The 25,332-nt window shown below is 64.1% G+C and carries 24 protein-coding genes and 2 pseudogenes; 10 read left to right on the top strand and 16 right to left on the bottom strand.

The window, feature by feature from the left end; genetic code table 11:
- Positions 1 to 2: 2 nt before the first annotated feature.
- The 3 genes from cobN to PF66_RS07420 are packed head-to-tail and all read left to right on the top strand — an operon-like array spanning position 3 to position 5,455.
- Positions 3 to 3,773, top strand: coding sequence for a cobaltochelatase subunit CobN (gene cobN / locus PF66_RS07430; RefSeq protein ID WP_054062298.1), 3,771 nt, complete (start codon positions 3 to 5; stop codon positions 3,771 to 3,773).
- A gap of 12 nt (positions 3,774 to 3,785) precedes the next feature.
- A complete protein-coding gene (locus PF66_RS07425) occupies positions 3,786 to 4,799 on the top strand; it encodes an ATP-binding protein (RefSeq protein WP_054062297.1) in 1,014 nt (337 codons plus the stop codon).
- A 2-nt stretch (positions 4,800 to 4,801) separates the two neighbouring features.
- Complete coding sequence (locus tag PF66_RS07420) at positions 4,802 to 5,455, top strand: vWA domain-containing protein (RefSeq protein WP_081006057.1); 654 nt, start codon at positions 4,802 to 4,804, stop codon at positions 5,453 to 5,455.
- A 136-nt stretch (positions 5,456 to 5,591) separates the two neighbouring features.
- Here the strand turns inward: PF66_RS07420 and PF66_RS07415 are convergent, their stop codons facing one another.
- The gene (locus tag PF66_RS07415; protein ID WP_017906965.1) at positions 5,592 to 5,855 is read right to left on the bottom strand and encodes a hypothetical protein; all 264 of its coding nucleotides are present in this window, start codon (positions 5,853 to 5,855) and stop codon (positions 5,592 to 5,594) included.
- A gap of 321 nt (positions 5,856 to 6,176) precedes the next feature.
- On the opposite strand from PF66_RS07415, the gene PF66_RS07410 reads away from it, so the two are divergent.
- Entirely contained in the window at positions 6,177 to 7,502 is a 1,326-nt protein-coding gene (locus PF66_RS07410) for a sigma-54 dependent transcriptional regulator (RefSeq protein WP_054062296.1), read from the top strand.
- A 74-nt stretch (positions 7,503 to 7,576) separates the two neighbouring features.
- On the opposite strand, the gene PF66_RS07405 is transcribed toward PF66_RS07410, so the two are convergent.
- From PF66_RS07405 to PF66_RS07365, 9 genes are all read right to left on the bottom strand, one after another.
- Positions 7,577 to 8,878, bottom strand: coding sequence for an autotransporter domain-containing protein (locus PF66_RS07405; protein WP_054062295.1), 1,302 nt, complete (start codon positions 8,876 to 8,878; stop codon positions 7,577 to 7,579).
- 49 nt (positions 8,879 to 8,927) lie between these two features.
- The gene (locus tag PF66_RS07400) at positions 8,928 to 9,677 is read right to left on the bottom strand and encodes a hypothetical protein (protein WP_054062294.1); all 750 of its coding nucleotides are present in this window, start codon (positions 9,675 to 9,677) and stop codon (positions 8,928 to 8,930) included.
- A 44-nt stretch (positions 9,678 to 9,721) separates the two neighbouring features.
- Positions 9,722 to 10,402, bottom strand: a complete 681-nt coding sequence (locus tag PF66_RS07395; RefSeq protein ID WP_054060130.1) for a C39 family peptidase — start codon at positions 10,400 to 10,402, stop codon at positions 9,722 to 9,724.
- Between the two features lie 62 nt (positions 10,403 to 10,464).
- Positions 10,465 to 11,427 carry a hypothetical protein gene (locus tag PF66_RS07390; RefSeq protein WP_054060129.1) on the bottom strand — a complete coding sequence of 321 codons (963 nt, stop codon included), beginning with the start codon at positions 11,425 to 11,427 and terminating at the stop codon, positions 10,465 to 10,467.
- Positions 11,428 to 11,488: 61 nt separating this feature from the next.
- Complete coding sequence (locus PF66_RS07385) at positions 11,489 to 12,064, bottom strand: hypothetical protein (protein ID WP_054060128.1); 576 nt, start codon at positions 12,062 to 12,064, stop codon at positions 11,489 to 11,491.
- Between the two features lies 1 nt (position 12,065).
- Positions 12,066 to 12,512, bottom strand: a complete 447-nt coding sequence (locus PF66_RS07380; RefSeq protein ID WP_416773268.1) for a hypothetical protein — start codon at positions 12,510 to 12,512, stop codon at positions 12,066 to 12,068.
- A 345-nt stretch (positions 12,513 to 12,857) separates the two neighbouring features.
- The gene (locus PF66_RS07375) at positions 12,858 to 13,382 is read right to left on the bottom strand and encodes an AAA family ATPase (protein ID WP_054062293.1); all 525 of its coding nucleotides are present in this window, start codon (positions 13,380 to 13,382) and stop codon (positions 12,858 to 12,860) included.
- Entirely contained in the window at positions 13,379 to 13,942 is a 564-nt protein-coding gene (pnuC, locus tag PF66_RS07370; RefSeq protein WP_054062292.1) for a nicotinamide riboside transporter PnuC, read from the bottom strand. The genes PF66_RS07375 and pnuC overlap by 4 nt, the downstream gene beginning before the upstream one ends.
- 207 nt (positions 13,943 to 14,149) lie before the next feature.
- Entirely contained in the window at positions 14,150 to 15,784 is a 1,635-nt protein-coding gene (locus PF66_RS07365) for a methyl-accepting chemotaxis protein (RefSeq protein WP_054060124.1), read from the bottom strand.
- Between the two features lie 292 nt (positions 15,785 to 16,076).
- Between PF66_RS07365 and PF66_RS07360 the strand changes: the two genes are divergently transcribed.
- Together PF66_RS07360 and PF66_RS07355 are read left to right on the top strand one after the other, a co-directional pair.
- Entirely contained in the window at positions 16,077 to 16,904 is an 828-nt protein-coding gene (locus PF66_RS07360; RefSeq protein ID WP_054060138.1) for an undecaprenyl-diphosphate phosphatase, read from the top strand.
- Positions 16,901 to 17,335 carry a DUF1294 domain-containing protein gene (locus PF66_RS07355; protein ID WP_054062291.1) on the top strand — a complete coding sequence of 145 codons (435 nt, stop codon included), beginning with the start codon at positions 16,901 to 16,903 and terminating at the stop codon, positions 17,333 to 17,335. Before PF66_RS07360 ends, PF66_RS07355 begins: the two co-directional genes overlap by 4 nt.
- 7 nt (positions 17,336 to 17,342) lie before the next feature.
- Here PF66_RS07355 and PF66_RS07350 read toward each other — a convergent pair whose 3' ends face one another.
- Positions 17,343 to 17,687 (bottom strand): MmcQ/YjbR family DNA-binding protein, encoded by a 345-nt coding sequence (locus PF66_RS07350; RefSeq protein ID WP_054060122.1) that lies wholly within the window; start codon positions 17,685 to 17,687, stop codon positions 17,343 to 17,345.
- An 11-nt stretch (positions 17,688 to 17,698) separates the two neighbouring features.
- Positions 17,699 to 18,607, bottom strand: a complete 909-nt coding sequence (locus PF66_RS07345) for a LysR substrate-binding domain-containing protein (protein WP_054060121.1) — start codon at positions 18,605 to 18,607, stop codon at positions 17,699 to 17,701.
- 131 nt (positions 18,608 to 18,738) lie between these two features.
- Between PF66_RS07345 and PF66_RS07340 the strand changes: the two genes are divergently transcribed.
- Entirely contained in the window at positions 18,739 to 19,350 is a 612-nt protein-coding gene (locus tag PF66_RS07340) for an FMN-dependent NADH-azoreductase (RefSeq protein ID WP_054060120.1), read from the top strand.
- 246 nt (positions 19,351 to 19,596) lie between these two features.
- A complete protein-coding gene (locus PF66_RS07335) occupies positions 19,597 to 20,628 on the top strand; it encodes an alpha/beta hydrolase family protein (RefSeq protein ID WP_054060119.1) in 1,032 nt (343 codons plus the stop codon).
- Between the two features lies 1 nt (position 20,629).
- Here PF66_RS07335 and PF66_RS07330 read toward each other — a convergent pair.
- From PF66_RS07330 to PF66_RS07320, 4 genes and pseudogenes are all read right to left on the bottom strand, one after another.
- Positions 20,630 to 21,807, bottom strand: a pseudogene (locus PF66_RS07330) (MFS transporter).
- A 175-nt stretch (positions 21,808 to 21,982) separates the two neighbouring features.
- Entirely contained in the window at positions 21,983 to 23,572 is a 1,590-nt protein-coding gene (locus PF66_RS07325) for an ABC-F family ATPase (RefSeq protein WP_081006056.1), read from the bottom strand.
- Positions 23,573 to 23,584: 12 nt separating this feature from the next.
- A pseudogene (locus PF66_RS33365) lies at positions 23,585 to 23,810 on the bottom strand (site-specific integrase); the annotation flags it as partial.
- A gap of 5 nt (positions 23,811 to 23,815) precedes the next feature.
- Complete coding sequence (locus PF66_RS07320; RefSeq protein WP_054062290.1) at positions 23,816 to 24,334, bottom strand: GAF domain-containing protein; 519 nt, start codon at positions 24,332 to 24,334, stop codon at positions 23,816 to 23,818.
- 223 nt (positions 24,335 to 24,557) lie between these two features.
- On the opposite strand from PF66_RS07320, the gene PF66_RS07315 reads away from it, so the two are divergent.
- Together PF66_RS07315 and PF66_RS07310 are read left to right on the top strand one after the other, a co-directional pair.
- Complete coding sequence (locus PF66_RS07315; RefSeq protein WP_054060094.1) at positions 24,558 to 24,740, top strand: hypothetical protein; 183 nt, start codon at positions 24,558 to 24,560, stop codon at positions 24,738 to 24,740.
- A gap of 224 nt (positions 24,741 to 24,964) precedes the next feature.
- Complete coding sequence (locus PF66_RS07310) at positions 24,965 to 25,318, top strand: hypothetical protein (RefSeq protein ID WP_054062289.1); 354 nt, start codon at positions 24,965 to 24,967, stop codon at positions 25,316 to 25,318.
- Positions 25,319 to 25,332: the final 14 nt, after the last annotated feature.

The following is a 25,332-nucleotide window of genomic DNA, read 5'->3' as shown; positions in this document are numbered from 1 at the left end:
CCATGCACCTGCTCAGGACCCAGCCCGGCGGTTTCGTGTCGGACGACAACATTGCCGACCTGGGACAGACCCCCGCCGAGCTGGTGATCCTGTGCAGCGGTGATTCCAGCCTGGCGTTGCTCGCCGAAGCGGCGCAGCAACTGCCGGACGATTACCCCAGCCTGCGCCTGGCCAACCCGATGCAGGTGCAGAATCATGCCTCGGTCGACCTGTATGTCGACCAGGTGCTGCAACACGCCAAGGTGATCCTGCTGTCGTTGCACGGCGGGATCGGCTATTGGCGCTACGGCATCGAGCGCCTGGTGCAACTGGCCGAGCGCGGCGTGGCGCTGATCCTGGTGCCGGGCGATGACCGTCCCGACCCGGAACTGAGCGCCCTGGGCAACGTCCCGGCGGCCGAGGCCGAACGGCTCTGGCATTTCCTGCGCCAGGGGGGGCTGGGTAACGCCCTGCAACTGTTCAATTGCCTGGCCAGTACCTGGCTGGGGCGCGATTACCCGTGGCACGAGCCTCGCGCCTTGCCGCGCACGGCGATCTACCACCCCCGCGTGGTCGATGCGCGACTGGCGGATTGGCGTACCGACTGGCAGGCCGACCAACCAGTAGCGGCGCTGCTGTTCTATCGTTCGCACCTGCAGGCGGCCAACACCGCCTTCGTCGATGTGTTCTGCCAGCGCCTGCAGGCGGCCGGGCTGAACCCGTTGCCGATCGCCGTGGCCAGCCTCAAGGAGCCGGCCTGCCTGGCGACGGTCGAGGACTGGCTGGACGAAGTGTCGGCGGCGGTGATCCTCAATACCACCGGTTTTGCCCAGTCGACCCCCGAGGCGCCGCACCTGCGGCCGTTCCGCCGTGACATTCCGGTGATCCAGGCCATCTGCGCCCAGGACAACGAGCCCGGCTGGCAGGCCAGCGAGCAGGGCCTGGGGCCGCGGGACCTGGCGATGCACATCGCCTTGCCGGAACTGGACGGACGGATCATCAGCCGGCCGATCAGCTTCAAGGACCTGGCCTGGCGCAGCGAGCGCAGCCAGAGCGACGTGGTCTGCTACCGGGCCCAGCCCGAGCGCATGGACTTCGTCGCCGAACTGGCGCGGCGCTGGGTCGACCTGGCACGGCTGGACAACGGCGCCAAGCGCATCGCCCTGGTCCTGGCCAACTATCCGACCCGTGACGGCCGCATCGGCAACGGTGTCGGCCTGGACACGCCGGCCGCGGCGCTGAATATCCTGCGGGCCTTGCAGGCGCAGGGCTACCCGGTTGCCGAACTGCCCGAGAGTGGCACCGGCCTGATCCAGGCCCTGCTCGGCGGCGTCAGCAACGATCTCGACAGCCTCGATCTGCGACCCTGCCGGCAGAGCCTGGCGCTGGCCGAATACCAGGCCCTGTTCGAGCAATTGCCCGAGGCCAACCGCCAGGCGGTACTGGCTCGCTGGGGGCAGCCGGAAAACGACCCGATGTGCCGCGACGGGCGGATGATGGTCGCCGGGCTGCGCCTGGGGCTGACCTTCGTCGGCATCCAGCCGGCCCGTGGTTATCAGGTCGACCCGAGTGCGGTCTACCACGATCCGGACCTGGTGCCGCCCCATGGCTACCTGGCGTTTTATTTCTGGTTGCGCCACCGCTATGGTGCCCACGGCGTGATCCATGTCGGCAAGCATGGCAACCTGGAGTGGCTGCCGGGCAAGGGGGTCGGTCTGTCGCAGCACTGCTGGCCGGATGCGCTGCTGGGGCCGCTGCCGAATATCTATCCGTTTATCGTCAACGACCCGGGCGAGGGGGCCCAGGCCAAGCGCCGGACCCAGGCGGTGATCATCGATCACCTGATGCCGCCGCTGACCCGTGCCGAAACCTACGGCCCGTTGCGCGACCTGGAACTGCTTGCCGACGAATACTACGAAGCGCAACTGCTCGACCCACGCCGGGCCCGGGAGTTGCAGCGAGACATCCTCAAACTGGTACGCGAGACGCAGATCGACCGCGAGCTGCAGCTGGATGCCGGGCTCGACAGCGATGCCGACGCAGCGATCTGGCTGCCGCGCCTGGACACCTACCTCTGCGACCTCAAGGAGTCGCAGATCCGCGATGGCCTGCACGTGTTCGGCGAGTCGCCGCAGGGACGGCTGCGCATCGATACCCTGCTGGCCCTGCTGCGTATTCCCCGCGGTGACGGGCGAGGTGCCCGGTCGAGCCTGCTGCGGGCGTTGGCCAAGGCCTTCGAACTGGGCTTCGACCCGCTCGACTGTAACCTGGCCGAACCCTGGACCGGCTGCCGTCCGGAGGCGCTGCGCGACCTCGGCGCGGCCACCTGGCGCACCGCCGGCGACAGTCGCGAGCGCCTGGAACTGTATGCCGCAGCCTTGATCGAGCAGGCCCTGGCGGGGCTCGCCGAGCTGCCGGACAGCGAGGCATGGGCCGATGTGCGCAGCATCATCGACGGGCTGCTCGAACAGGTGGCGCCGCGGCTCGATGCTTGCGGGCCGGCGGAAATGCAGGGCCTGCTTGCCGCCCTCGACGGGCGCTTCGTCCCGGCCGGTCCCAGTGGTGCACCGAGCCGCGGGCGACTGGACGTGTTGCCTACCGGGCGCAATTTCTTTTCCGTGGACGTACGCAACCTGCCGACCACCACGGCCTGGCGCATCGGTTTCCAGTCGGCCAACCTGATTCTCGAGCGACATCTGCAGGACCACGGCGACCACCTGCGTCAGCTTGGCCTGTCGGTCTGGGGCACGGCGACCATGCGCACCGGCGGCGACGACATCGCCCAGGCCATGGCGCTGATGGGCGTGCGGCCGGTCTGGGCCACCGGCAGCCAGCGGGTCGACGACTTCGAGATCCTGCCGCTGAGCCTGCTGGACCGCCCTCGGGTGGACGTGACCCTGCGGGTTTCCGGGTTCTTCCGTGACGCCTTCGCCAACCTGATCCGCCTGTTCGACGCGGCGGTGCAGGCGGTGGCGGCGTTGGACGAACCCGAGGACCTGAACCCCCTGGCGGCCCGCGTTCGCCAGGAGCGCGAGCAACTGCAGGCGCAGGGCCTGGATGCCGAGCAGGCCGCACGCCAGGCCGGTTGGCGGATCTTCGGCGCCAAGCCGGGCGCTTATGGCGCGGGTGTGCAGAATGCCATCGACGGGCGCCTGTGGCAGAGCCGCGAGGACCTCGCCGAGGTCTACCTGAACTGGGGTGGCTACGCCTATGGCGGCTCCGACGAGGGTACCGCGGCCCGGGCGCCGTTCGCCCGACGCCTGAGCCAGGTCCAGGCCGTGTTGCAGAACCAGGACAACCGCGAGCATGACCTGCTCGATTCCAACGACTACTACCAGTTCCAGGGTGGCATGCTGGCGGCGGTGGAAAGCCTCAGTGGCAAAACCGCCGCCAGCTATCATGGCGACCACAGCCAGCCGGACCTGCCGAAGATCCGCACGCTCAAGGAGGAGTTGAACCGGGTGATCCGCTCGCGGGCGGCCAACCCCAAGTGGATCGACGGGGTCAAGCGCCATGGCTACAAGGGTGCCTTCGAGCTGGCGGCGACGGTCGACAATCTGTTCGCCTTCGATGCCACCAGCCAGCTGATCGACGATCACCAGTACGCGTTGCTGGCCGATGCCTACCTGCTGGATGCCGACACCCGCGCGTTCGTCCGCGAGCACAACCCCCATGCCTTGCGCGACATGACCGAGCGCCTGCTGGAAGCCCAGCAGCGCGGGCTGTGGCGTGAGCCGGGGGACTACCGCGAGGCGCTGGAAAACCTGCTGCTGGATATTGAAGAAGATGCCTGAGGACTATGCACCATGACTGACTCCCCGCATTTCCCGCTGTCGGCGGTGGTCGGTGCCGATGCGCTGAAGCTGGCGCTGTGCCTGACCGCCATCGACCCGAAGATCGGCGGCGTGCTGATCGAGGGGCCGCGCGGCATGGCCAAGTCGACCCTGGCCCGTGGCCTGGCCGACCTGCTGGCCAGCGGGCAGTTCGTCACCTTGCCCCTGGGGGCCACCGAGGAGCGCCTGGTCGGCACCCTCGACCTGGACGCGGCACTGGGGGAGGGCCGCGCGCAGTTTTCCCCCGGCGTGCTGGCCAAGGCCGACGGCGGCGTGTTGTATGTCGATGAGGTGAACCTGCTGGCCGATCATCTGGTGGACCTGCTGCTCGATGTGGCGGCCAGCGGCACCAACCTGGTGGAGCGCGACGGCATTTCCCATCGGCATGCGGCGCGCTTCGTGCTGATCGGTACCATGAACCCCGAGGAAGGCGAGCTGCGCCCGCAATTGCTCGACCGTTTCGGCCTGAATGTCGCCCTGAGCGGCCAGCCGGAACCGGCCGAGCGGACGCAGATCATTCGGCGCCGGCTGGATTTCGACAGCGACCCGCAGGCCTTCTGCGACCAGTGGGCAACACAACAGCAGGTGCTGCGCGAGCGTTGCGAACGGGCCCGGGCGTTGTTGCTGGAAATCGACCTGGATGATCGGGCGATGGCCGCGATCAGCGAGCGCTGTTTTGCCGCCGGGGTCGATGGCCTGCGCGCCGACCTGGTCTGGCTGCGGGCGGCCCGTGCCCACGCCGCCTGGCGGGGAGCGCGGCAGATCGCCGACGAGGATATCGAGGCGGTCGCCGAGTTTGCCTTGCGTCATCGGCGTCGCGAGAACTCGCCCGCAACCTCGTCAAGCCCTCCTGCCGGCGCGCCACAGAACCGCCCCGATCCGGCGCCGGGCACGGAGCAGGCCCAGGGGCAATGGGGTGAACTGCCGGCCAAGGCCATGGCCATGGGGGCTCGTCGGGACATTCCGAGCTGGCCAAAAAAGCCCTAGGCATTCGCCCTCGACTCAAGCCGGGGGCGAATGCCAGAACCGGCGCGGGTGAGGTTCCCGGAGGCCGCCAGGGTGCGGCCCGGGGTGCGGCGAGCGGGGCGATCGATTGGCTCGGGACGCTACTGGGCGGGCGGCCGAAGGCCCGCCGCGATCTGCGTTTTCGCTTGCGCAGCAGTACGGCCCACGAATTGTGGCTGGTGATCGTCGATGCATCGGCTTCCACCCGTCGACATCAGGCCCTGAGCGATGCCAAGGGGCTGCTCGCGCAGTTGTTCGACGATGCCTATCGCCAGCGGGCACGCCTGGCATTGTTGACCGCCAGTGGCAGCCGGCCGCAGTGGCAGGTCCAGGGGCTGAAGGCCTCCAGTGGCCTGGCGGGCTGGTTGGAGAACCTGGGGGCGGGCGGCGGAACGCCGTTGCTGGCGGCCTTGCAGGAGGCCGGCCACTGGTTGGCCGTCAGGCAGCGGCGTTTTGCCGAGGAGCGGCAGCGGGTATTGGTCTTGACCGATGGGCGCCTGAAGGCCTGGACGGGGTTGGCGCCATTCAATTGCCCGACATTACTGGTCGACCTGGAGAAGGGGCCGATTCGCCTGGGGCGGGCGCGGCAACTGGCCAGTGAACTCGGGGCCGATTATCGGCACATCGAGCTGCTCTAACTTCAGCTACCAACGTTGTGTCCATTTGATCGCATTCGCGGGCAAGCCACGTTCCTGCAGATATTGCGGCGTGTCTTGCTCGGTTACTGTAGGGGCAGGGTTTGCCCGCGAAGCTTATCGCTTTAAAGATCGAGAATCAGGCCGAGAAAGTCCAGGGCTGCAAGTCGTAGCCCTTCTTGCTCAATTCGGCACGGGCCTGTTCCAGAACGGATTTCAACTGCGCCAGGTTCGAATAGTCACTGCAAGAGATCTGCCGGCGGTCGATGCTGTTGTTGGTGCGATCGATTACGGTCAGGCTCAGGTCGCCTTTGTCTTGTGCTGTCCAGGCCACGCATTGGAAGGGTTTGAATGCGTTGCCGGCCATCAGGAGTGCTTCGTTGAAACGGAGCGGGGCGTTCATGGGGTCTTCTCTCAAGTATGCCCAAACAGTGTGTCAGCCGTCGGCTGGGCGCACCGTCGCGGCTGGTTACTTGTACTGATGTCCGCTGAGGGGCATCAGGTCACACGGGAAATACAGTTTTTTTCAACTTTTTTTCAGTGCCTCCAACAAGACTCTCGAATACCGAAATGGTTTCACCGTTATGTTTGGCGCGTTCGATCGGCTTTCGCCCTTATGCTCAATCGGTACAAGTTAGCGTCAATTTCTTGCTAGTGTTACAGCCAGGTTTGCCAAATTACTGTTTCTAATAAAATTTTATAATTCAGGCGCCAGGGAGCTGTCATGCAAGAAGCCACACCGCTAAGGCGTCTCCTGGTGGTCGATCCCTGCAACGACTGCCACCAGTTGCTTCCCGGCCTGCGCAGCATTGGCTGGGATGTCGACAGTTGCGAGCTCGAGGCGGCGGTCGATCGGCCCTGCGATATCGGCCTGTTGCGCCTGCAACCGTTTCATCTGGAGCGCCCCGATGCGGTCAAGGACCTGATCAGTCGCAGCGGCACCGAATGGATCGCGGTGCTCAGCCAGGAAGTCCTGCGTCTGCAGAACGTGGGTGACTTCGTCTGCGAGTGGTTCTTCGATTTTCATACTTTGCCCTTCGACGTTTCCCGCGTACAGGTGACATTGGGTCGCGCCTTCGGCATGGCGCGCCTGCGCGGGCAGGGGCCGGCCCCTGTCGAACCGCCGGAGCACGAGTTGCTCGGCGACAGCCGGTCGATCCGCGAGTTGCGCAAGCTCCTCGGAAAACTGGCGCCGACCGAGTCGCCGGTGTTGATCCGGGGTGAAAGCGGGACCGGCAAGGAACTGGTCGCCCGCACCCTGCACCGCCAGTCACAGCGCCACGCCAAGCCCTTCGTGGCGATCAACTGCGGGGCGATTCCCGAGCACCTGATCCAGTCTGAACTGTTCGGCCACGAGAAGGGCGCCTTTACCGGAGCGCACCAGCGCAAGGTCGGGCGCATCGAGGCGGCCAATGGCGGGACGCTGTTTCTCGACGAAGTCGGCGACCTGCCGCTGGAGCTGCAGGCCAACCTGTTGCGCTTTCTCCAGGAAAAACACATCGAGCGGGTGGGCGGCAGCCAACCGATCCCGGTCGATGTGCGGGTCCTGGCTGCGACCCACGTCGATCTGGAAGCCGCGATCGCTGCCGGGCGCTTTCGCGAGGATCTCTATTACCGCCTGAATGTACTGCAGGTGGTGACGGCGCCGCTGCGTGAACGCCACGGTGACGTGCGGATGCTGGCCAACCATTTCTCCCATTTCTACAGCCAGGAAACCGGGCGGCGACCGCGCAGTTTCAGCGAGGAGGCGCTGGTCGCCATGGGCAACCATGGCTGGCCGGGCAATGTGCGCGAGCTGGCCAACCGGGTCCGGCGTGGCCTGGTGCTGGCCGAGGGGCGGCAGATCGAGGCCGGTGACCTGGGCCTGGCCAGCGAATCCAGTGCCCAGCTGGCCATGGGTACCCTGGAGGATTACCTCTATCAGGCCGAGCGCCAGGCGTTGTGCGATGTGCTCAATCGGCATGGCGACAACATGAGTATCGCCGCGAAGGTGCTGGGGATTTCCCGGCCGACGTTCTACCGGCTGCTGCACAAGCATCAGATTCGCTAGGCACTGGAGGCTGCGCCGTTCACAGGCGCCTCTGCCACGGCGATGGCCGGGGCAGAGAGCGCCATCAGGCTGGATCAGAAGTAGTAGGGGAATTTCAGGCTGAAGCTGAAGTCCGGGGCGTCGGGGGTCATGCCCAGGGACAATTGTGGAACGATGGTCAGGTTCGGCGTGGCGGCGATGGTCATGCCGACGTTGAAATAGCCGGCGTTGGCGTCGCTGCCCACTACACTTTGCCAGCTCTGCCCATCGGGCTTGAGTTTGCTTTTGCGTTGCACCAGGTCGGACACCGAGAACGACATACTCATCTTTTCGTTCAAGGCGAAGGCAACGCCCGCACCGAACTGGTAGCTGTCGCCGATACTGACCTTGCCTGGCTGCGTGACGCCCTGCTGGGCGCTGATGTCGCTGAAGGAGTCCTCGAAGTTATGGGTGTAGGCGAACGTGCCGAACAGTACCGCCGGGTCGAATGTCTTGACCAGCGAGAGGCCGGTGGTGAGCGCCCAGACGCCATTGCCGGTGGGCAGGTCTTCAGGCACCAACAGGCTGTCGCTCTTGGGTGAGCGGACGAACTTGATGCCGAAAGGGTCCTTGCCGGTCGGCGCCTTGAGCCTGACGCTGACCACGGCATCCGGCAGACTTTCCGATTCATCGAGGAATTTGTAGGCCACCCCGAAGTTCACGTCGCCGAGTGTCGGGTCGCGTGTCACGGTGTCTTCCACGGTCGAGGCGGCGCTGCCACCGTTGCCACCGCCGGATTGATAGGTGGACTCGCGATAGATGACCGGAGCGTTAATGTCGAACTGCCAACGGTTTTCATAGTTGTAGCGAGCCGTCAGATCCAGCGTCCAGGTATCGGCCTTGATCCGATCGAGGTTGATGGTGCCGAGGAAAATCGAATCCAGTGCGAGGAAACCGTTCAGCGTCAGCTGCCGGGTGTCATAACGCGAATAGGTGATGCCCGTTTCTACACTGAACTTGCCATTGCCGAAGAAGCCGCTGGCTTCGTTGTACAGGTCGGAAACACTCTGGGCCGGTGCCGAATCATCCTTGAGCGACTGGCCATAGGAGGCCCCGGAGGTCCCTGCCGCGGCACCTGGGGCATTGGCGCTGGCCCCCGCCACCGCCTGGCCCTTTCTCAGGTCGGCCGGCGATTTGACCAGGCGTTTGGGCGGCGGCGCCGCCGGCTGGTCCTCGACCTGTCGAACCCGCTGTTCCAGCACCGAAAGCGCCTGTTGCTGTTGAACGTAACGCTGTTTGAGCTCCAGAAGTTCCTGTTTCAGGGCCTCCACCTCGGCGTCAGGTGCCGCTTGCAACATCGCTGCCGGGAAAAGTGTCCCCACACAAATTGCCGCCCGCAGAGAAAACGATCGGTACATGAAATTAGCCATCCCTTACTGACTTCCAATGGTCGAAAGTGAGCGTAGTTCAGAATCCCATGTTGCGTAGGCCTTTGAGTTGGGTCAGATTGCAGTCCAAGGCTCCCACTGTCTGCAGGTTGTTCTGCAATACCACATTGAGTTGAGTCATGTTGTGGACCAGGTTCTGGCCACCGAGCAGGGCGGTGGACTGCAGGACGCCACCCTGGGCGATCTGCTGCAGCGAATGGCCCTGGTTGTTGCTGGCCGCGATCGCCATCTGAATGCCGCCGGAGACCGCGGAAACCGTGATATTGCCGGCCGCGCCAGAGCCGCTGATGCTACCGCCGCTGTTGAGAATCTGTCCGACCTGCTGGCCGCTGACGGGGGCCTGGTTGGCTTCGCTGACGTTGATGGCGACATTGTTGTAGGCGCTGTTGCCGTCGCCGGCGGCACGGACCACCTGGGTCACGCCGGCCGAGGTGGTGAAACCGTTGCCGCCAACCACCGTGCCGGAGCCCGGGGCGGTAGGGGAGCCGTTGCCCTGGGTGCTGTAGGTGGAAACGTAGAACTGCGGTTTGACCGTCGATTGCTGGATCTGCAGGCTGGTGGTTGCGCCGATGATGTCGCCACTGGCGTTTTTCCAACTGCTTTCCATCACGACGCCGAAGCTGATGATGCGTCCCGGCATGACATAACGGCCACGCAGCTCGGACAGTTCCTGATCCTTGATTTCGATGGGTTTGAAGGGTGATGTCGCCTGTGCGGGCAGGCAGGCGAATGCCAGGCAACTCACGACCAGCCAGTGTGGAGTTTTCATCTGTTGCTCCCGGGGCTTCCTGCTCCCTTACTCGTTACTGCACTTCAGAAAAAATCGCTCTGGATAAAGCCGAAATCCATCAGCTCGGCGTCTTTGACCGGATTGAAGGTATCCAGCTTGTCTTTCGCCGTGAGCGGGGCCGGCGGGGCCAGCAGAGCGTTGGTCTTGTCATAGCCGGGGCCGACGATGGCAAACACGATGCCATTCCAGCCCTTTGCGAAATCCGCGGCAGCGTAGCGCTTGTGGCCAAGCACCGGGTCGCCGATGTACACCCAGTCCTTGTCCGCGCGCTGCATCACCACGAAATGCTTGTAGCCGCGGATATCCATCAGCACCACCACCGGAATGCTGACACTGGTCAGCTTGTCGGCGGGTATGCGATAGCCGCGGGCGCGCATGCCGATGCTCTCGACGTAGCGCTTCATGTCCAGCATGGAGAAACCGTGGGTCTTGACCAGCTCCGCATCGGAAGTGGTCAGCATGCCCTTGATCACCTGCTCCTCGTCGACATCCAGCCAGTAGGCCTGGCGCAGCACCGTGGCCAGGGCGGCGGCGCCGCAACTGAAATCGGTTTTCTGCTGGACCAGGTTGGCGAAACGCCGTTCGCGGATGCTCTGTACGTTCTTGTAGAAGACGCTGGCGCCGGGCAGGCCGGGGACCGCCATGGTGGCGGCCTGGGTCAGGTCGCAAAGGCCGATCAGCAAGGCAAGGACGAGAATACGCATGGTCGATACGCCTTCAGGTGCGGAAAAAAGAGCCCCGTTTCCGGGGCTCTCTGCTGTCGCGACTACATGCAGGCTTTGCAACCGGCGGCGATGGACAGCGAGTTGCTTTGCTGGTTGCCCACCCCGGCCGAAACGTTGATGCCAGCGTTGCCGGACATGTGGTTGGCCGAGTTGTTCATGCTGGCGTTGTTGGTGACAACGTTTTTCCAGCCGTTGGGAGTGAGCACTTGCTGGGTCCAGTAGCCGGCCAGTTCAACAGAGCCTTGTTCCTTGAAGGTGAACTTCTGGTCATCGTTGTCATGACCACCCTTGTAGCCATGGCCATGATGATCGTCGTCACCCTTGATCGTGCCGGAGCCGGTGCCCTTGTAGCTGCCCTTGAGATCGATGGTGCCCTTGAGGGTTTCTTTCTCATAGGCTTGCACGCCACTGTTGGTCACCAGCAGGCCGCTTTCGGTCTGGTTGGCGGCGGCGGCGGCGGTGGCTACGCGGCCACCGGAGACGGCGATGGCCAGGTTGTTTTTCTGTTGGTTGAAGTTGCCGGCGGTGATGTTGACGCCCATGTTGCCGGAGCCATTGTTGCCGGAGTTGTTCATCGACGCATTGTTCTGGGTCGATTGGTTGAGCACGACGTTGTTGGTGTTGGTCTGGGTGGCGCTGCTGGCCGAGACGGCGGTACCGAAGATGAAACTTTCGTCGGCGGTGGCCAGTGCGGCGGCGTTGTCCTGTTGGTTGCCGTCGCCGGCTGCAACGTTGGCGCCCATGTTGCCGCTCGAGCCGTTCAGCGAGTCATTGGCACTGGCGTTGTTCCTGGTGCCCTGGTTGATCACGGCGTTGTTGTGGCTGTACTGGGTGTCGATCACGGCGGCGCCGGCGCCGGCGGTGATCTGCAGCAGGGTGCCGAGGTCAGGACCTTTGGGGCCATGGTGACCATGGCCGTGGTTGTTGCCGCCTGCCTGGGCGGCCATTGCCATGACTGCGGCCAGTGCGAACACCAGTGGTTTGAGAGCCATTGTAGGTTTCATGATGTATCTCCGTGCTTATTAGTTGGTTAAGTGTTGGTACTTTCTAATTGCACTGCTCGGGTCAGTCGGCGACCCGGATACTGAGGGTGTTGGCCATGCGGTTCCCCACCCCCGCGCTCTGGTTCACCTGAATCACGCCCCGGCTGCCGGTGAAGGCCTGGTCGCTGGTAACGACCTGGCGACTGCCTGGGGTGCCGGATGAACCGGAGTTGGGTGACAGCGCCACGTTCTGTTGCGACAGGGCGCTGTCATCGACGCTCTGCGGCGCAGCACTGATGCTGATGCGCACGGCGTTGATCATCTGGTTGTTGGCGCCGGCGGACTGGTTGACGCCCACCATGCCGGTGCCATTGCTGAAGGCGTTGCCCTGGATGGCCGCCTTGGCGTTGATCGCCGTGCTGGCCGGGGTTCTGAGCTTCTGGGTCAGGGCGGTCGATGCGCTGGCGTCGGTGCCGATGGCGATCGCACGACTGTTGATCTGTTGCTGCTGGTCGCCGGCGGCCTGGTTGACCATGAGGCTGCCCTTGTACTGCTGGCCGGAGTTGTTGATCACGGCATTGTCATTGGCGGTCACGCCACTGTCGGCGTAGGCGGTGAAACTGCTGAACAGGGCGAGAAAAAGCAGGGTGTGCTTCATTTCATTGCCCCTTGCCGATGGCGTTGAGGGCACCCATGCCGGCCGACAGCCCGCGATTGACCGTATTGGCGATGCTGGCACCGCTGCCGCCACCGTGTCCGGAGGACAGGCCCGGCAGGCCGTTGGGGTTGCTCAGGCCGGGCATGTGCTCGGTATGGACCGTGATCACACGGTTAACGGTTGCGCCGGTGCTGATGCCGGCGATATCACCGTCGCTCAGTTCCATGCCGTTGGTCAGCGAGATGACACGGGCAGAGGGGTTGGCATTGACCGTGGTCGGATTCGGATCAGGCTGCAGGGGCGGGCGGCCGTACATTTGCGGTTGGACGGTGCGCTCGAGGACGATCACGCCGTTGTTGCCACCGGCCTCGGCGGTCAGGCTGAACAGCGAGCCAATGGCGCAACCGATCAGCAAGGTGCGGGTTAAAGCTGTTCTTGTCATCCCCACGGCAGTGTTCCTTCTTCAGTGCGCTGGCCCTGTTCAGCGTTGGGAAGGAAAGAGCAGAAGCTGTGCCGCTTTTCGTTTTTTCTTCTGTATCAATGGGTTGCCAGGGTTGTCGGGCAGGTGACGTTGTTTGCCTGTTTCAGCTTTGAAACAGGTCCGTGCCGGGAGAGCGCTGGAGAGGTGGCAAAGCCCCGTGGAATGGGGCTTTCAGACAGCTGTATCAGTGGCTTGACACATGGCCGTGCAAGGGCCCCAAGCTGTTGAATCTGGTCGTTTGCGGCGGTGCAGGGTGTTTCATGAGTGGACACTGCGGCTGCGGGGCCGGGCCTTTTGCGGCGTTGGCCGGAGTCAGCGTCCCAGCAGCTTCTCGACCGCACCCATGGCCTGGCGGTGCCTTTGCTGCCAATCACCGCCGAGCACCTCGACCGTCTGCCGGTGCCGGGTCAGCCATTGCCGGCTGGCCTCGAAGAACGCCCGGCGTTCCTCTAGGTCGGGCTGGCAGCGCTGACCGTCATCGGTCCATTCGACGCCGTCGGGGCTGAGCAGCAGGTGCAGGTCGTAATGCCGGGCGAGCAGGGCCGGTTCGAGCCAGGCGGGGCAGTCGCCGAACAGGGTCTGGCTCCAGAGGATGTTGCTCAGCAGGTGGGTATCGAGAATCAGCAGCGAAGGCTGCCGTGCCCGCGCCTCGTCCTCCCAGGCCAACTGGCCGCGGGCGATGGCGGGGATGTCGGCCAGGCAGGTGTCGCGCTGTTCCCGCTCGATGAAATGACGCACGTATTCACCCACCAGCAGGCCGCCGAAGCGTGCCTGCAGGGCCTCGCAGAGCCAGCTCTTGCCGCTGGATTCGGGGCCCGCCAGCACCACCACCTTCATGCCTGCAACGCCGGGTCGGTACGCCATTCGCGCCAGCCCTGCACGGCCAGCAGGGTGAACAGGCCATAGAGGGCGGCGGTCAGGTACAGGTCCTTGTAGATGAACAGGCCGACGAAGATCACATCGACGGCGATCCACAGTGGCCAGCACTGGATGCGTTTCTGCGCCATCCACAGCTGTGCGACCAGGCTGAAGGCGGTCAGTGCGGCATCGAGCCAGGGTTGTGCGGCGTCGGTCCAGGTGGCCATGGCAGCGCCCAGCAGCAGGCTGCCCAAGGCACCGACGGCAAGGCCGCCCAGCAGGGCTTGCGGGCCAAGGCTGGACACCTCGCGGCCCTGGTGCACGATGCCGCCGCGGGTCCATTGCCACCAGCCATAGAGCTGCAGCATGGCGTAGACCACCTGCAGCAGCATGTCCGAGTAGAGCTTCACATCGAAGAAGATCCAGCTGTAGAGCAGCACCATGACCAGGCCGATCGGCCAGCACCAGGGATTCTGTTTGACCGTCAGCCAGACGGCGATCACGCCGAGGGCGGCGGCGAACAGTTCAAGCCCGGACATGGGAGACCTCTGGATCGAAGGGAAAGGGGCGGATTGTACCCAGAGTGGCAGGGAGAAGGGAGGGCCGCAGCGCGATTGCGCTTATCTCCCGCGACCTGTTCGCGGATAAGCCTGGACGCCGGCCCCACAAGGCATCGCGGTGAGCACTGGTCTTGTGTGCGCCGCAAAATTGTCGGGGCCGGACTGATCCGCGAACAGGCTCTGTGGTCAGATACGGAACTGGCGCAGCAACCCGTTGAGCTGTTCGCTCAGCACCTTGAGCCGGTCGCTGTCGGTGCTCGACTGTTCGGCCGCCAGGGCAGTGGTGTGGGACAGGCCCGCCGCCTCGGTGACGTTCTGGTTGATCTCCTCGACCACGTGGGCCTGTTGCAGGGTGGCGCTGGCAATCGAGGCATTGAGGCCATTGAGGTTGCGCAACGCCTGGCTGATGGCATTCAGGCTTTCGCCGGCCAGCCCGGCCAGTTCGATGGTCTGCTGCGAGACACGGCTGCTGTCGCCGATGACTTTCACCGCCGCTTCGGAGTGATTCTGCAGACGTTCGATCATCGCCTGGATCTCCGCCGTGGATTTCTGCGTACGCTGGGCCAGCAAGCGCACCTCGTCGGCCACCACGGCGAAGCCGCGGCCCTGTTCACCGGCCCTTGCGGCCTCGATGGCGGCGTTGAGGGCGAGCAGGTTGGTCTGCTCGGCGATGGCGCGGATCACTTCCAGGACACTGCCGATCTGCGTGCTTTCCGCCGCCAGGGTGCGGATTACCTCGACCGCCTGGGCGATGGTGGCGGACAACTGGTCGATCTGCTGCAGGCTGTTGTCGATGTTCAACTGGCCCTGGCGGGCCTGGCCTTCGGCATCGCGCACCTCGCTGGCGGCCTGTTCGGCGTTCTTGGCGACATCCTGCACGCCATAGGTCACCTCGTTGATCGCCGTGGCCACCATTTCCATCTGCTGCGATTGCTGCTGACTGCGGGTCTGGGATTCGATGGCGCTGTTACCCAGGTCGCTGGAGGATTGGCCGAGTTCACTGGCCGAAACCTGCAACTGGCTGACCACGCCACGCAGCTTGCTGGTGAAGGCGTTGAAGTGGCGGGCCAGTTCGGTCACTTCGTCCTGGCCGTGGGTATCGAGGGTGCGGGTCAGGTCGCTTTCGCCGCTGGCGATGTTGGCCATGGCCTGGACCGTTTCCCGCAGCGGATGGACGATGCTGCGGCCGATCAGCAGGACCAGCACGCTCACCAGCACGGCAATCGCCAGGCCGACCAGCGAGGCATTGCGCACCTGCTCGTAGAACTCGGCCTGCACATCGTCGATGTACACGCCTGAGCCGATGATCCAGCCCCAGGGCTCGAACAACTGCACATAGGAGGTTTTCTGCACCGGAGCGCTGGCGCCCGGCTTCGGCCAGCGGTAGTCGATCATGCCGCGGCCCTTGGCCTTGGCCAGAATCACCATCTCGTTGAACAGCGCATAGCCATCGGGGTCCTTGATGCCGGACAGGTCCTGGCCCTCGAGCTTGGGGTTGGCCGGGTGCATGACCATGACCGGGCGCAGGTCGTTGATCCAGAAATAGTCGTTCTGGTCGTAACGCAGCCCGCGTATGACGCTCAGCGCCTGTTTCTGCGCGGCATCGCGGCTGAGGGTGCCGGCGGTTTCCAGCCCCTGGTAGTAGGCGAGGATGCCGCTGGCGGTCTGGACCACGTGCTGGGTTTTCAGGGCCTTGGCCTGGTAAAGGTTGTCATGGGTCTGCTTGAGCATCAGCAGGCCCTGGGTCAGCAGCATGGCTACCGCCAGGACCAGGATGAGCCACAAGCGTCGGCTGATCGACACACTGCGCAAGCTATTCATAAGACCACCGTTCCTTTTTTTCTTGTTGTCCTGCTGTCATGCAGCTTATACCAGCAGGTTTAGCCCACAGTGCCCACTATGCTTATGGCTACTATCGAGGCAGCGATAAACAGGCATGTCTGATAGGATTTCGGCCCAATCTCGACAAACCTGAGTTGCTGTTTGATTTTTCAGGCATTTTTCACGGTTTGCCGACGAACTGCGCAGCAGGCTTGCCAGTGGATCGCCGAGATGGCGAATCACGCTTTTCGATTTTTGTAGGGCCTGCGGGAGCGGGCCTTGAGGGGGAATGATGGATTTTTGGACCGCCGCACAGGCGTTGATACTGGGGATTGTCGAGGGCCTGACGGAATTCCTGCCGATTTCCAGCACCGGCCACCAGATCATCGTGGCCGATCTGCTGGGTTTTGGCGGTGAACGGGCAATCGCCTTCAACATCATCATTCAGTTGGCCGCGATCCTCGCGGTGGTCTGGGAGTTTCGCCAGAAGGTCTTCACCGTGGTCCGCGACCTGCCCAGGGAGCGCAGTGCCCAGCGTTTCACCCTCAACCTGCTGGTGGCGTTCATGCCGGCGGTGATTCTCGGGGTGTTGTTCAAGGAAGTGATCGCCACTTACCTGTTCAACCCGATCACCGTGGCCTCGGCGCTGGTGGTGGGTGGTGTGGTCATCCTCTGGGCCGAGCGGCGCGAGCACACGGTGCATGCCGAAACGGTGGATGAGATCCGCTGGCAGGACGCCCTGAAAGTCGGCTTCGCCCAGTGCCTGGCGATGATTCCGGGAACCTCCCGCTCCGGTGCGACCATCATCGGCGGCCTGCTGTTCGGCCTGTCGCGCAAGACCGCCACCGAGTTCTCGTTCTTCCTGGCCATGCCGACCATGGTCGCCGCCGCGGTGTACTCCGGTTATGGTTTCCGCCATCAGTTCCAGATGGCCGACCTGCCGGTGTTCGCGGTGGGCTTCGTCACTTCCTTCGTGTTCGCCATGATCGCCGTGCGCGGCCTGCTGAAGTTCATCGCCAGCCACAGCTACGCGGCGTTTGCCTGGTATCGGATCGTCTTCGGCCTGGTGATCCTGGCCACCTGGCAGTTCGGTTGGGTCGACTGGTCGACCAAGGGATGAGCAAGCCGAACACTCCCGGCAATGGCCGGCCAGCGCCCACGGGCCGGGTCCGCCAGCTCAAGCTCAAGGTGCTGCTGGGGCTGCTGCTCTGCGTCTTGCCCGGTTTCGGCGCGCTGCGCCTGTGGCTGGGCAGCGGGACGAGTTGGCCGCTGTGGCTCTACGGCAGCGCCAGCCTGTTGGCGTTCGTTCTGTACTGGAACGACAAGCGCAAGGCGCGCAATGACGCCTGGCGCATACCGGAGAAGGTTCTGCATGGCGTCGAGCTGCTGGGCGGCTGGCCGGGGGCACTGATCGCCCAGCAGGCGTTCCGGCACAAAACCCGCAAGCTGTCGTTCCAGGTGGTGTTCTGGCTGATCGTGTTGCTGCACCAGGTTTTCTGGATCGATCGGCTGTTTTTCGACGCCACCCTGGCGCATCTGTCCTTTCTGTAGGGTAGCGCTACAGCAGCAGGCCGACCTGACTGCGCTTGGGCAGCTTGGCGACCACCAGTTGGTGGGAACGGCGCAGCAGCTCCTGCAGTTCCTCGGCGCCCAGCGGGTAGGGCGCGTTCATGCTGATCCAGAACGCTCGCGCCAGATAAGGCGCGGGACGGATTCCGGGGCGGTCGACATAGCCGAGGAACAGTTCCTTGCCGACCTTGAGCGACAGTGTGTCGCCACTCAGGTTGAGCAGCGCGAACATCTTGGTCTCGGCGATCGAGAACACCCTGACGCCGCCCCATTTGTAGTCTTCCCGTGCGCCGGGCAGGTCGAGGCAGAAGCGCGCGACGGCCTCCTGGTTCATGCTGGCTCCTTTCATAGTGCTCTGTCTCCACATTCCCTGAAGGCTTCGGCCAGGTGGTCGATCCACGCCCGTACGGCCGGCAGCAGCCCGCGACGGTGCGGGTAGACCGCCTGCAGCCAGCCGCCCGGCAGTGACCATTCGGGCAGGATGCGCACGAAGGTACCATTGGCCAGTTCTTCCTCGCAGTAGAGCATGGGCAGCACGGTGAAGCCCAGGCCGGCGAGGGCGCAGGCCTTGCGGACAATGAAGTCGTCCACGCCCAGCCGGGCTTCGAGCGCCAGCTCGCGCTTCTGCCCGCGTTCGTCCAGCAGGCTGAGATGGACCTGGCGGTCGGCCTCCAGGGCGCCGAGGGCGGGGGCGTTCAGCAGGTCGTCGACGCTGTCGATCGGGTGCTGCTGCAGAAAGGCCGGGGTGGCGAGCATGAAGGTCTGGGCCTGGCGTAGTCGCCGCGTGACCAGCGACGGGTCCTCGTCGCCATGTTCACGAACCCGCAGAGCGACGTCGATGCCTTCGGTGACCAGATCGACCCGACGGTTGACCATCACCACCTCCAGTTGCACCAGCGGGTGCGCCGCCAGGAAGCTGGCAATCACCCGGGGCATGAACACCTGGGCCAGGCCGATCGGGCACGACACCCGCAGCCGTCCACGAGGTTCGCTGGACATGCTGGCCACGGCCTCGTCGGCCATCTCCGCCTCCAGCAGCATGGCCTGACAATGGCGCAGGTAACGTTCGCCCACCGCGGTCAGCTTCAACTGTCGGGTGGTGCGCTGCAGCAGGCGGGCGCCCAGGCGCTCTTCCAGTTCGGCGATCCGCCGCGACAGCCGGGACTTGGGAATCCCCAGCAGGCGCCCGGCGGCGGCGAAACCACCGGCTTCCACGACCTTGGCGAAGTAGTAGAGATCGTTGAGGTCTTGCATGGTGTGAAGTTCCGGTCGTTCTATGGGTAGGACAATCTATCGCATTTTGAGCGGCTAATCATTTATTGGCTTCGCAAGTAGGATTATTCCAACTCGATCGCCAAGTGGCGATCCTCACTTGGAGATCCCGCATGAAACTCTTGCACATCGATTCCAGCATCCTGGGTGACAACTCGGCTTCGCGCCAACTGAGCCAAAGCGTGGTCAAGGCCTGGCAGGCCGCCGAGCCTTCGAGCGTGGTGACCTACCGTGACCTGGCCGCCGATGCCATCAGCCACTTCTCCAGCCTGACCCTGGCTGCCGGCGGCACTGCTGCCGAACTGCGCGATGCGGCCCAGCGCCACGAAGCCGAACTGAGCGCTTCGACCCTGGAAGAGTTCCTGGCCGCGGACGCCATCGTCATTGCCGCGCCGATGTACAACTTCAGCGTGCCGACCCAGCTCAAGGCCTGGATCGACCGCATCGCCGTGGCCGGCAAGACCTTCCGCTACACCGAAAACGGCCCTGAAGGCCTGGCCGGTGGCAAGAAGGTAGTGATCGTCTCGACTTCCGGTGGCCTGCATGTGGGCCTGCCGACCGGTGTAGGCCATGAAGACTACCTGAAAGTACTGTTCGGCTTCCTCGGCATCACCGACATCGAGTTCGTTCGCGCCCACGGTCTGGGCTACGGTGAAGAAGTGCGCACCAAGGCCATGAGCGACGCCCAGGCGCGGATAAACGACACCCTGTTCGCCGCCGCGTAAAGCTTTTGTAAACGCGCAAGAAACTTCCGGTAACAAACACTAAACTCTGTACTCTGATCATGATGAATGATCGGGTACGGAGTTTTTTGCGTTGTCTGCGCAGGTTTGGCCCATCTTGTGCAAAAACCATCCGCACAGGCGCTCTGGAAAACTGCGAAGAGTCGGTCGAAGCCCGGTGCAGTGCTTCAGTTTCAAGGAATGACAGAGATTTTGGTGTGTAGTGACTCGACAAAGGTGGGCATCCCGATGATGCGTCTTTGTGCAGTATTGCTGATTTGCCTGGCCACAGGCTTCACGACGGTGCAGGCGGCTCCCGCGGCTCATTGGAGCGTGGGTTTTCATCGTCTGACGTTTCTCGATCCGCTGGATCTGCAGCCGATGAAGGCGATTGTCTTCTACCCCTCCACCGGCCGTGAGCAGTGGAGCAAGATCGGCGGCTACACCATCCAGGCCAGCGAGGACTCGCGGATCGCCATTGGCCGCTATCCACTGTTGATGCTATCCCACGGCAACACCGGCACGCCGCTGGCCCTGCATGACCTGGCAACCTCGCTGGCCCGCAAGGGCTTCGTCGTGGTCGCGGTGCTGCACCCCGGCGACAACTACAAGGACCACAGCCGGCTGGGTACCTTGAGCAACCTCTACGGCCGGCCGATGCAGATTTCCGAGGCGATCACCGCCACCCTCGGCGACCCGATGCTGTCGCCGTTCGTGGAGGCCGATCAGGTCGGGGTGATCGGCTATTCCGCCGGCGGCGAGACCGCCCTGATCCTCTCCGGCGCACAGCCGAACCTCGATCGCCTGCGGCGCTACTGCCAGGAGTTTCCGGACGACAAGGACGCCTGCACCACCAAGGGCGAACTGATCGTCGACCGCGATGACCTGCAGCCGGTGGCCGACCCACGGGTCCATGCGCTGATGCTGATGGCGCCACTGGGCCTGATGTTCGGCCGGCACACGCTGGCCGACGTGCACGTGCCGGTGCTGATGTACAGCGGCGATGGCGACAAGCTGGTGTTCCCCGACAAGAACGCCGCGGCCCTGGCGCGCAAGCTGCCGGTGGCGCCGCAGTTCAAGCTGATCGCCGGGGCAGGACACTTCGTGTTCATGGCGCCCTGCAGCGAGGAACAGCTGCACGCCACGCCGGGATTGTGTACCGACCCCGAAGGTGTCAACCGGGCGGATATCCACCGCGATCTGATCTCCGAGGCCGGGCGCTTCTTCAGCAAGACCCTGAGCGTGCCGAACCGCGCCGGCATGCAGACCGCCGATCAGTGACTCATCCGGCTGTCGGGCGCCGTGCCAGCAGCACGGTGACCGACAGGCCGATGATCGACAGCAGCGCCGCACAGCAGAAGATCCACGCATATCCCAGGTTCAACGCGACCGCGCCCATGAGCGGGCCGGCGATCGCCAGCGCCAGGTCGAAAAACACCGCATAGGCACTCAACCCCGCGCCGCGGCTGCTGGTGGGCACCTGGCGGATGGCTTCGACGCCGATGGCCGGGTACACCAGAGACAAGCCGAACCCCGCCAGGCCCGCGCCGGCCAGCGCGAAGCCGGTGGAGGGTGACAGCCAGAGCAGCACCAGGCCGAGGGTTTCGATGCTCATGCAGGCGATGGCCACCTTGAAACCGCCGAATCGGTTGATGCTGCCGATGAAGAACAGCCGCGCAAGGATGAAGCAACTGCCGAATACGGTCAGGCAGTAGGCGGCGCCGGTCCAGCCGCGGCTGAGGTAGAACAGGGTGATGAAGGTGGTAAGGGTGCCGTAGCCGATCGACGCCAGGGTCAGGCTGGTGCCGTAGGGGGCGATGCGGCCGAACACCGCCCGGAACGGCAGGCGTTCACCGCGGATCACCGGTACCGAGGGCTTGTTGCGGATCAGCAGCAGGGCGCCGGCGGCCAGGGCCGACAGGGCGATGCCGAGGCTGGCGAAACCGTAGTCGGCGACCATCAGTACCCCCAGTGGCGCACCGATGGCGATGGCGCCGTAGGAGGCGATGCCGTTCCAGGAAATCACCCGCGCGGTCTGGTCGGCGCCGACCTGGCCGATCCCCCAACTGATGGTGCCGACGCCGATCAGGCCCTGGGCTGTGCCGAGCAGCAGGCGCCCAGGCTCGCCAGGGGCCACTGCTGGATCAGCGTCGACAGCAGGGTCAGTCCGCCGCTCAGGCAGATGCCCACCAGTCCGTAGATGATCGCGCGCTTGGTCCCGACGCTGTCGGCCATGCGTCCGGCCATGGGGCGGCTGAGCAGGGTAGCCAGGTACTGCGAGCCGATGGTCAGGCCGGCGATCACCGCACTGAACCCCAGCTGTTCATGCACATAGCCGGGCAATACCGCGATCGGCAGGCCGATGCAGAGGAAGGCGACGAAGGTGTAGAAGACGATGGAGACGATTTGCAGGGTGACGGTCAGGTTGCCGGGCTGGCGGGGCGGTTGCTGGGCTGACATGGAGGCTCGTTCGCGGGCGGGCGGTTGGAGAACTCCATCATGGCGGCATGCCGGGATAAATGAAAGCAGGCTAACTAATTTTGCGGCGGCCTAACCGCGATTGGGCGGCCAACGGCCTTTGACTCATCGGTGCATAACCGCTGCCACGGGGAGCATGGCAGCGGTCGGGAGCCTCTTAGAACAGCACGCCCTGGCTGCGCAGGTAGTCGTCGTAGGTGCCGCTGAAGTCGGTCACGCCATTCGGGCTCAGCTCGATGATGCGCGTAGCCAGGGACGAGACGAACTCGCGGTCGTGGCTGACGAAGATCAGCGTGCCCGGGTAGTTTTCCAGCGCCAGGTTGAGCGCCTCGATCGATTCCATGTCCAGGTGGTTGGTCGGTTCGTCCATCACCAGCACGTTGGGCTTTTGCAGGATCAGCTTGCCGAACAGCATACGGCCCTGTTCACCCCCGGAGATGACCTTGACCGACTTGAGGATCTCGTCGTTGGAGAACAGCATGCGGCCCAGGGTGCCGCGTACCAGTTGCTCGCCGCCCTGGGTCCACTGGCTCATCCAGTCGAACAGGGTGACGTCGTCTTCGAAGTCATGGGCGTGGTCCTGGGCGTAGTAGCCCAGTTCGGCCGATTCGGTCCACTTCACGCTGCCGGCATCCGGGGTCAGTTCGCCCATCAGCGTGCGCAGCAGGGTGGTCTTGCCGATACCGTTCGGGCCGATGATCGCCACGCGCTCGCCGGCTTCGACGGTGAAGCTGAAGTCCTTGAACAGCGTGGTACCGTCAAAGCCCTTGGCCATGCGCTCGACGGTGACCGCCTGGCGATGCAGCTTCTTGGTCTGTTCGAAGCGGATGAACGGGCTGACGCGGCTCGAGGGCTTGACCTCGGCCAGCTGGATCTTGTCGATCTGCTTGGCCCGGGAAGTGGCCTGCTTGGCCTTCGAGGCGTTGGCCGAGAAGCGGCTGACGAAGGTCTGCAGCTCGGCGATCTGGGCTTTCTTCTTGGCGTTGTCGGCCAGCAACTGCTCGCGGGACTGGGTCGCGGCAGTCATGTATTCGTCGTAGTTGCCCGGGAACAGGCGCAGCTCGCCGTAGTCCAGGTCGGCCATGTGGGTGCAGACGCTGTTCAGGAAGTGCCGGTCGTGGGAAATGATGATCATCAGGCTGTTACGCTGGGTCAGGATGTTTTCCAGCCAGCGGATGGTGTTGATGTCCAGGTGGTTGGTCGGTTCGTCGAGCAACAGCACTTCCGGATCGGAGAACAGCGCCTGGGCCAGCAGCACCCGCAGCTTCCAGCCGGGAGCGACTTCGCTCATCGGGCCGAAGTGCTGTTCCAGGGGGATGCCCAGGCCCATCAGCAGTTCGCCGGCGCGGGATTCGGCGGTGTAGCCGTCCATTTCGGCGAATTCGGTTTCCAGCTCGGCGACGGCCATGCCGTCAGCTTCGGTCATCTCCGGCAGCGAGTAGATGCGATCGCGCTCGGCCTTGACCTTCCACAGCTCCTCGTGGCCCATGATCACCGTGTCGATCACGGTGAATTCCTCGTAGGCGAACTGGTCCTGGCGCAGTTTACCCAGGCGCACGTTGGGCTCCAGCATGACCTGGCCGCTGGACGGTTCGAGGTCGCCGCCGAGGATCTTCATGAAGGTCGACTTGCCGCAGCCGTTGGCGCCGATCAGACCGTAGCGGTTGCCGCTGCCGAACTTGACCGAAACGTTCTCGAACAGCGGCTTGGGGCCGAATTGCATGGTGATGTTAGCTGTGGAGATCAAAATACTTACCTATCAATAGCTTGCGCAGCTGGATCGTTCAGCCGATACCGACTCGATACCAATCTTGAGTCTTTCCAGCCCGCTCCAGTCGGAGCTTGAGTTGGACCAACAGGCATGGGGCGACAGCAGCATCTGCAGGCTGTGGCCCAATGGTTGGGCGATGAATGCGGGGGTTGAGACCGGACATTGCGCCTATTGTCGCATAGGTGCGATGACAGTTGTACGCCGGTCTGCGCCTGAACGTCATCCGGACGGCGTTGCGCCCGGCTCGACCAGGTTGGAGAAGAAGATGCAGCCCACCAGGCGCGCGAACAGTCCCAGCGTCTCGCCGACATCGGGGTCCTCGAGGGGCACCGCCGTGGAGTCCAGGGCGCACAAGGCGCCGTACATTCGGCCATCGGGCAGGAAGATCGGCACGCCTGCGTAGCTTTCCAGCTCGAACCGCTTCACGATCGGCCTGATCGCGAAACGCTCGTGCTTGCTGATTTCGGGCACCAGCAGCGCCTGCGGATTCAGCTTGAATTCGTTGCAGATGGTGGTTTCCACCAGGGCGCTTTCACCGAGTTCGATGCCCAGGTTGGTCGGATCGTATACGGAGCAGGTGATCCATTCGGTGTCCGTGAACTTGGCGATGGCGGCGAAGCGCATCTGGGTGACGCGGGTGACCAGCCGCAGGATGCTGGTGGTCGCCTCGATCTCCGCGATGGCCGCCCGTTCCTCCGCGCACAGGTATTGGTGGGGTTGCAGCGGGCGGTTGTTCATGAGGGCGTCTCCACGAGGCAGGGGTGCTGATGATTTCATCATCCCCAACGGCGGTTCCTGCCTGCTCGCGGCGATAAATGTCTAAACGCCATCATCGTGCTGGACTTATCGTTCCAATACAACCCCCGTCCGGCGCCCGACATACGGAGGGGCCGTTGGCGCCAGGCGGGTGTATGGTGGCGGGGCAACGCCTTGGATCTTTGGACGTGAAAAGGAGGTGACCATGAGCGTTTCCCAGCTCTTGAAGACGCATGTCAACGGCTATGATGTGATCCGCGTTGGCGGTGGCCCCTGGAAGGTGTGCACCGGGACCGATCGACTCGGTTCGTTCCAGACCCGGGAAGAAGCGATGGCCTATGCGGTATCGCTGCCAATGCACAGGGTGCGTCAACCCGCCAATCAGTAGCAACCGGCGAGGCTCCCGGGGGCCTGGAGGCGCTCGGGAGCCGACGAGAGCGTTGCGCTACCCGTCCAGTTCCACCCACCCCGGGGTGGCCTGTGGCTTTCGCCGAAGGGACGCCGGGCGCGGCGCTGAAGCATTCTGTCATATGAAATTTCCCTCAGGTTCGAACCTGCGGGCCTGGGTGCTATCCAATCAAGGGAATGATCTATCGCATCAGGAGAGGCGTCATGAACAGAGTGGTAATCGGCCTGGCACCCTGGTTGGCAGCCGGCCTGCTGACCGTCGCCATTCCCGCCGTTGCGGCGTCCCTGGACGGCGGCCGGCCCGCCGCGCTGCAACTGGCGCAGAACCTGCCCAACAGCGACAACCCCTACAACAGCCCGATCCGGCGCGCCAACCCCAACAGCCGCCAGGGCTCCGAACCCGGCACGCCGCCCCTGCGCGGGCCCAACACGCTGCCGACGCCGCGTCCCTCGACCATCGAGAACGGCGCGATCGGCAACGGCTACCCACGCCAGCAGCAGGCACCGATGGCGGTGCCGATCCAGCCGGGTACCCGCACTCCGAACACGCAGCGTTGAACGTTGCCGTGGCC

The sequence above is a fragment of the Pseudomonas asplenii genome (assembly GCF_001293465.1).
GTDB lineage: Bacteria > Pseudomonadota > Gammaproteobacteria > Pseudomonadales > Pseudomonadaceae > Aquipseudomonas > Aquipseudomonas fuscovaginae_B.
This window is presented reverse-complemented; position numbering and strand designations above follow the sequence as displayed.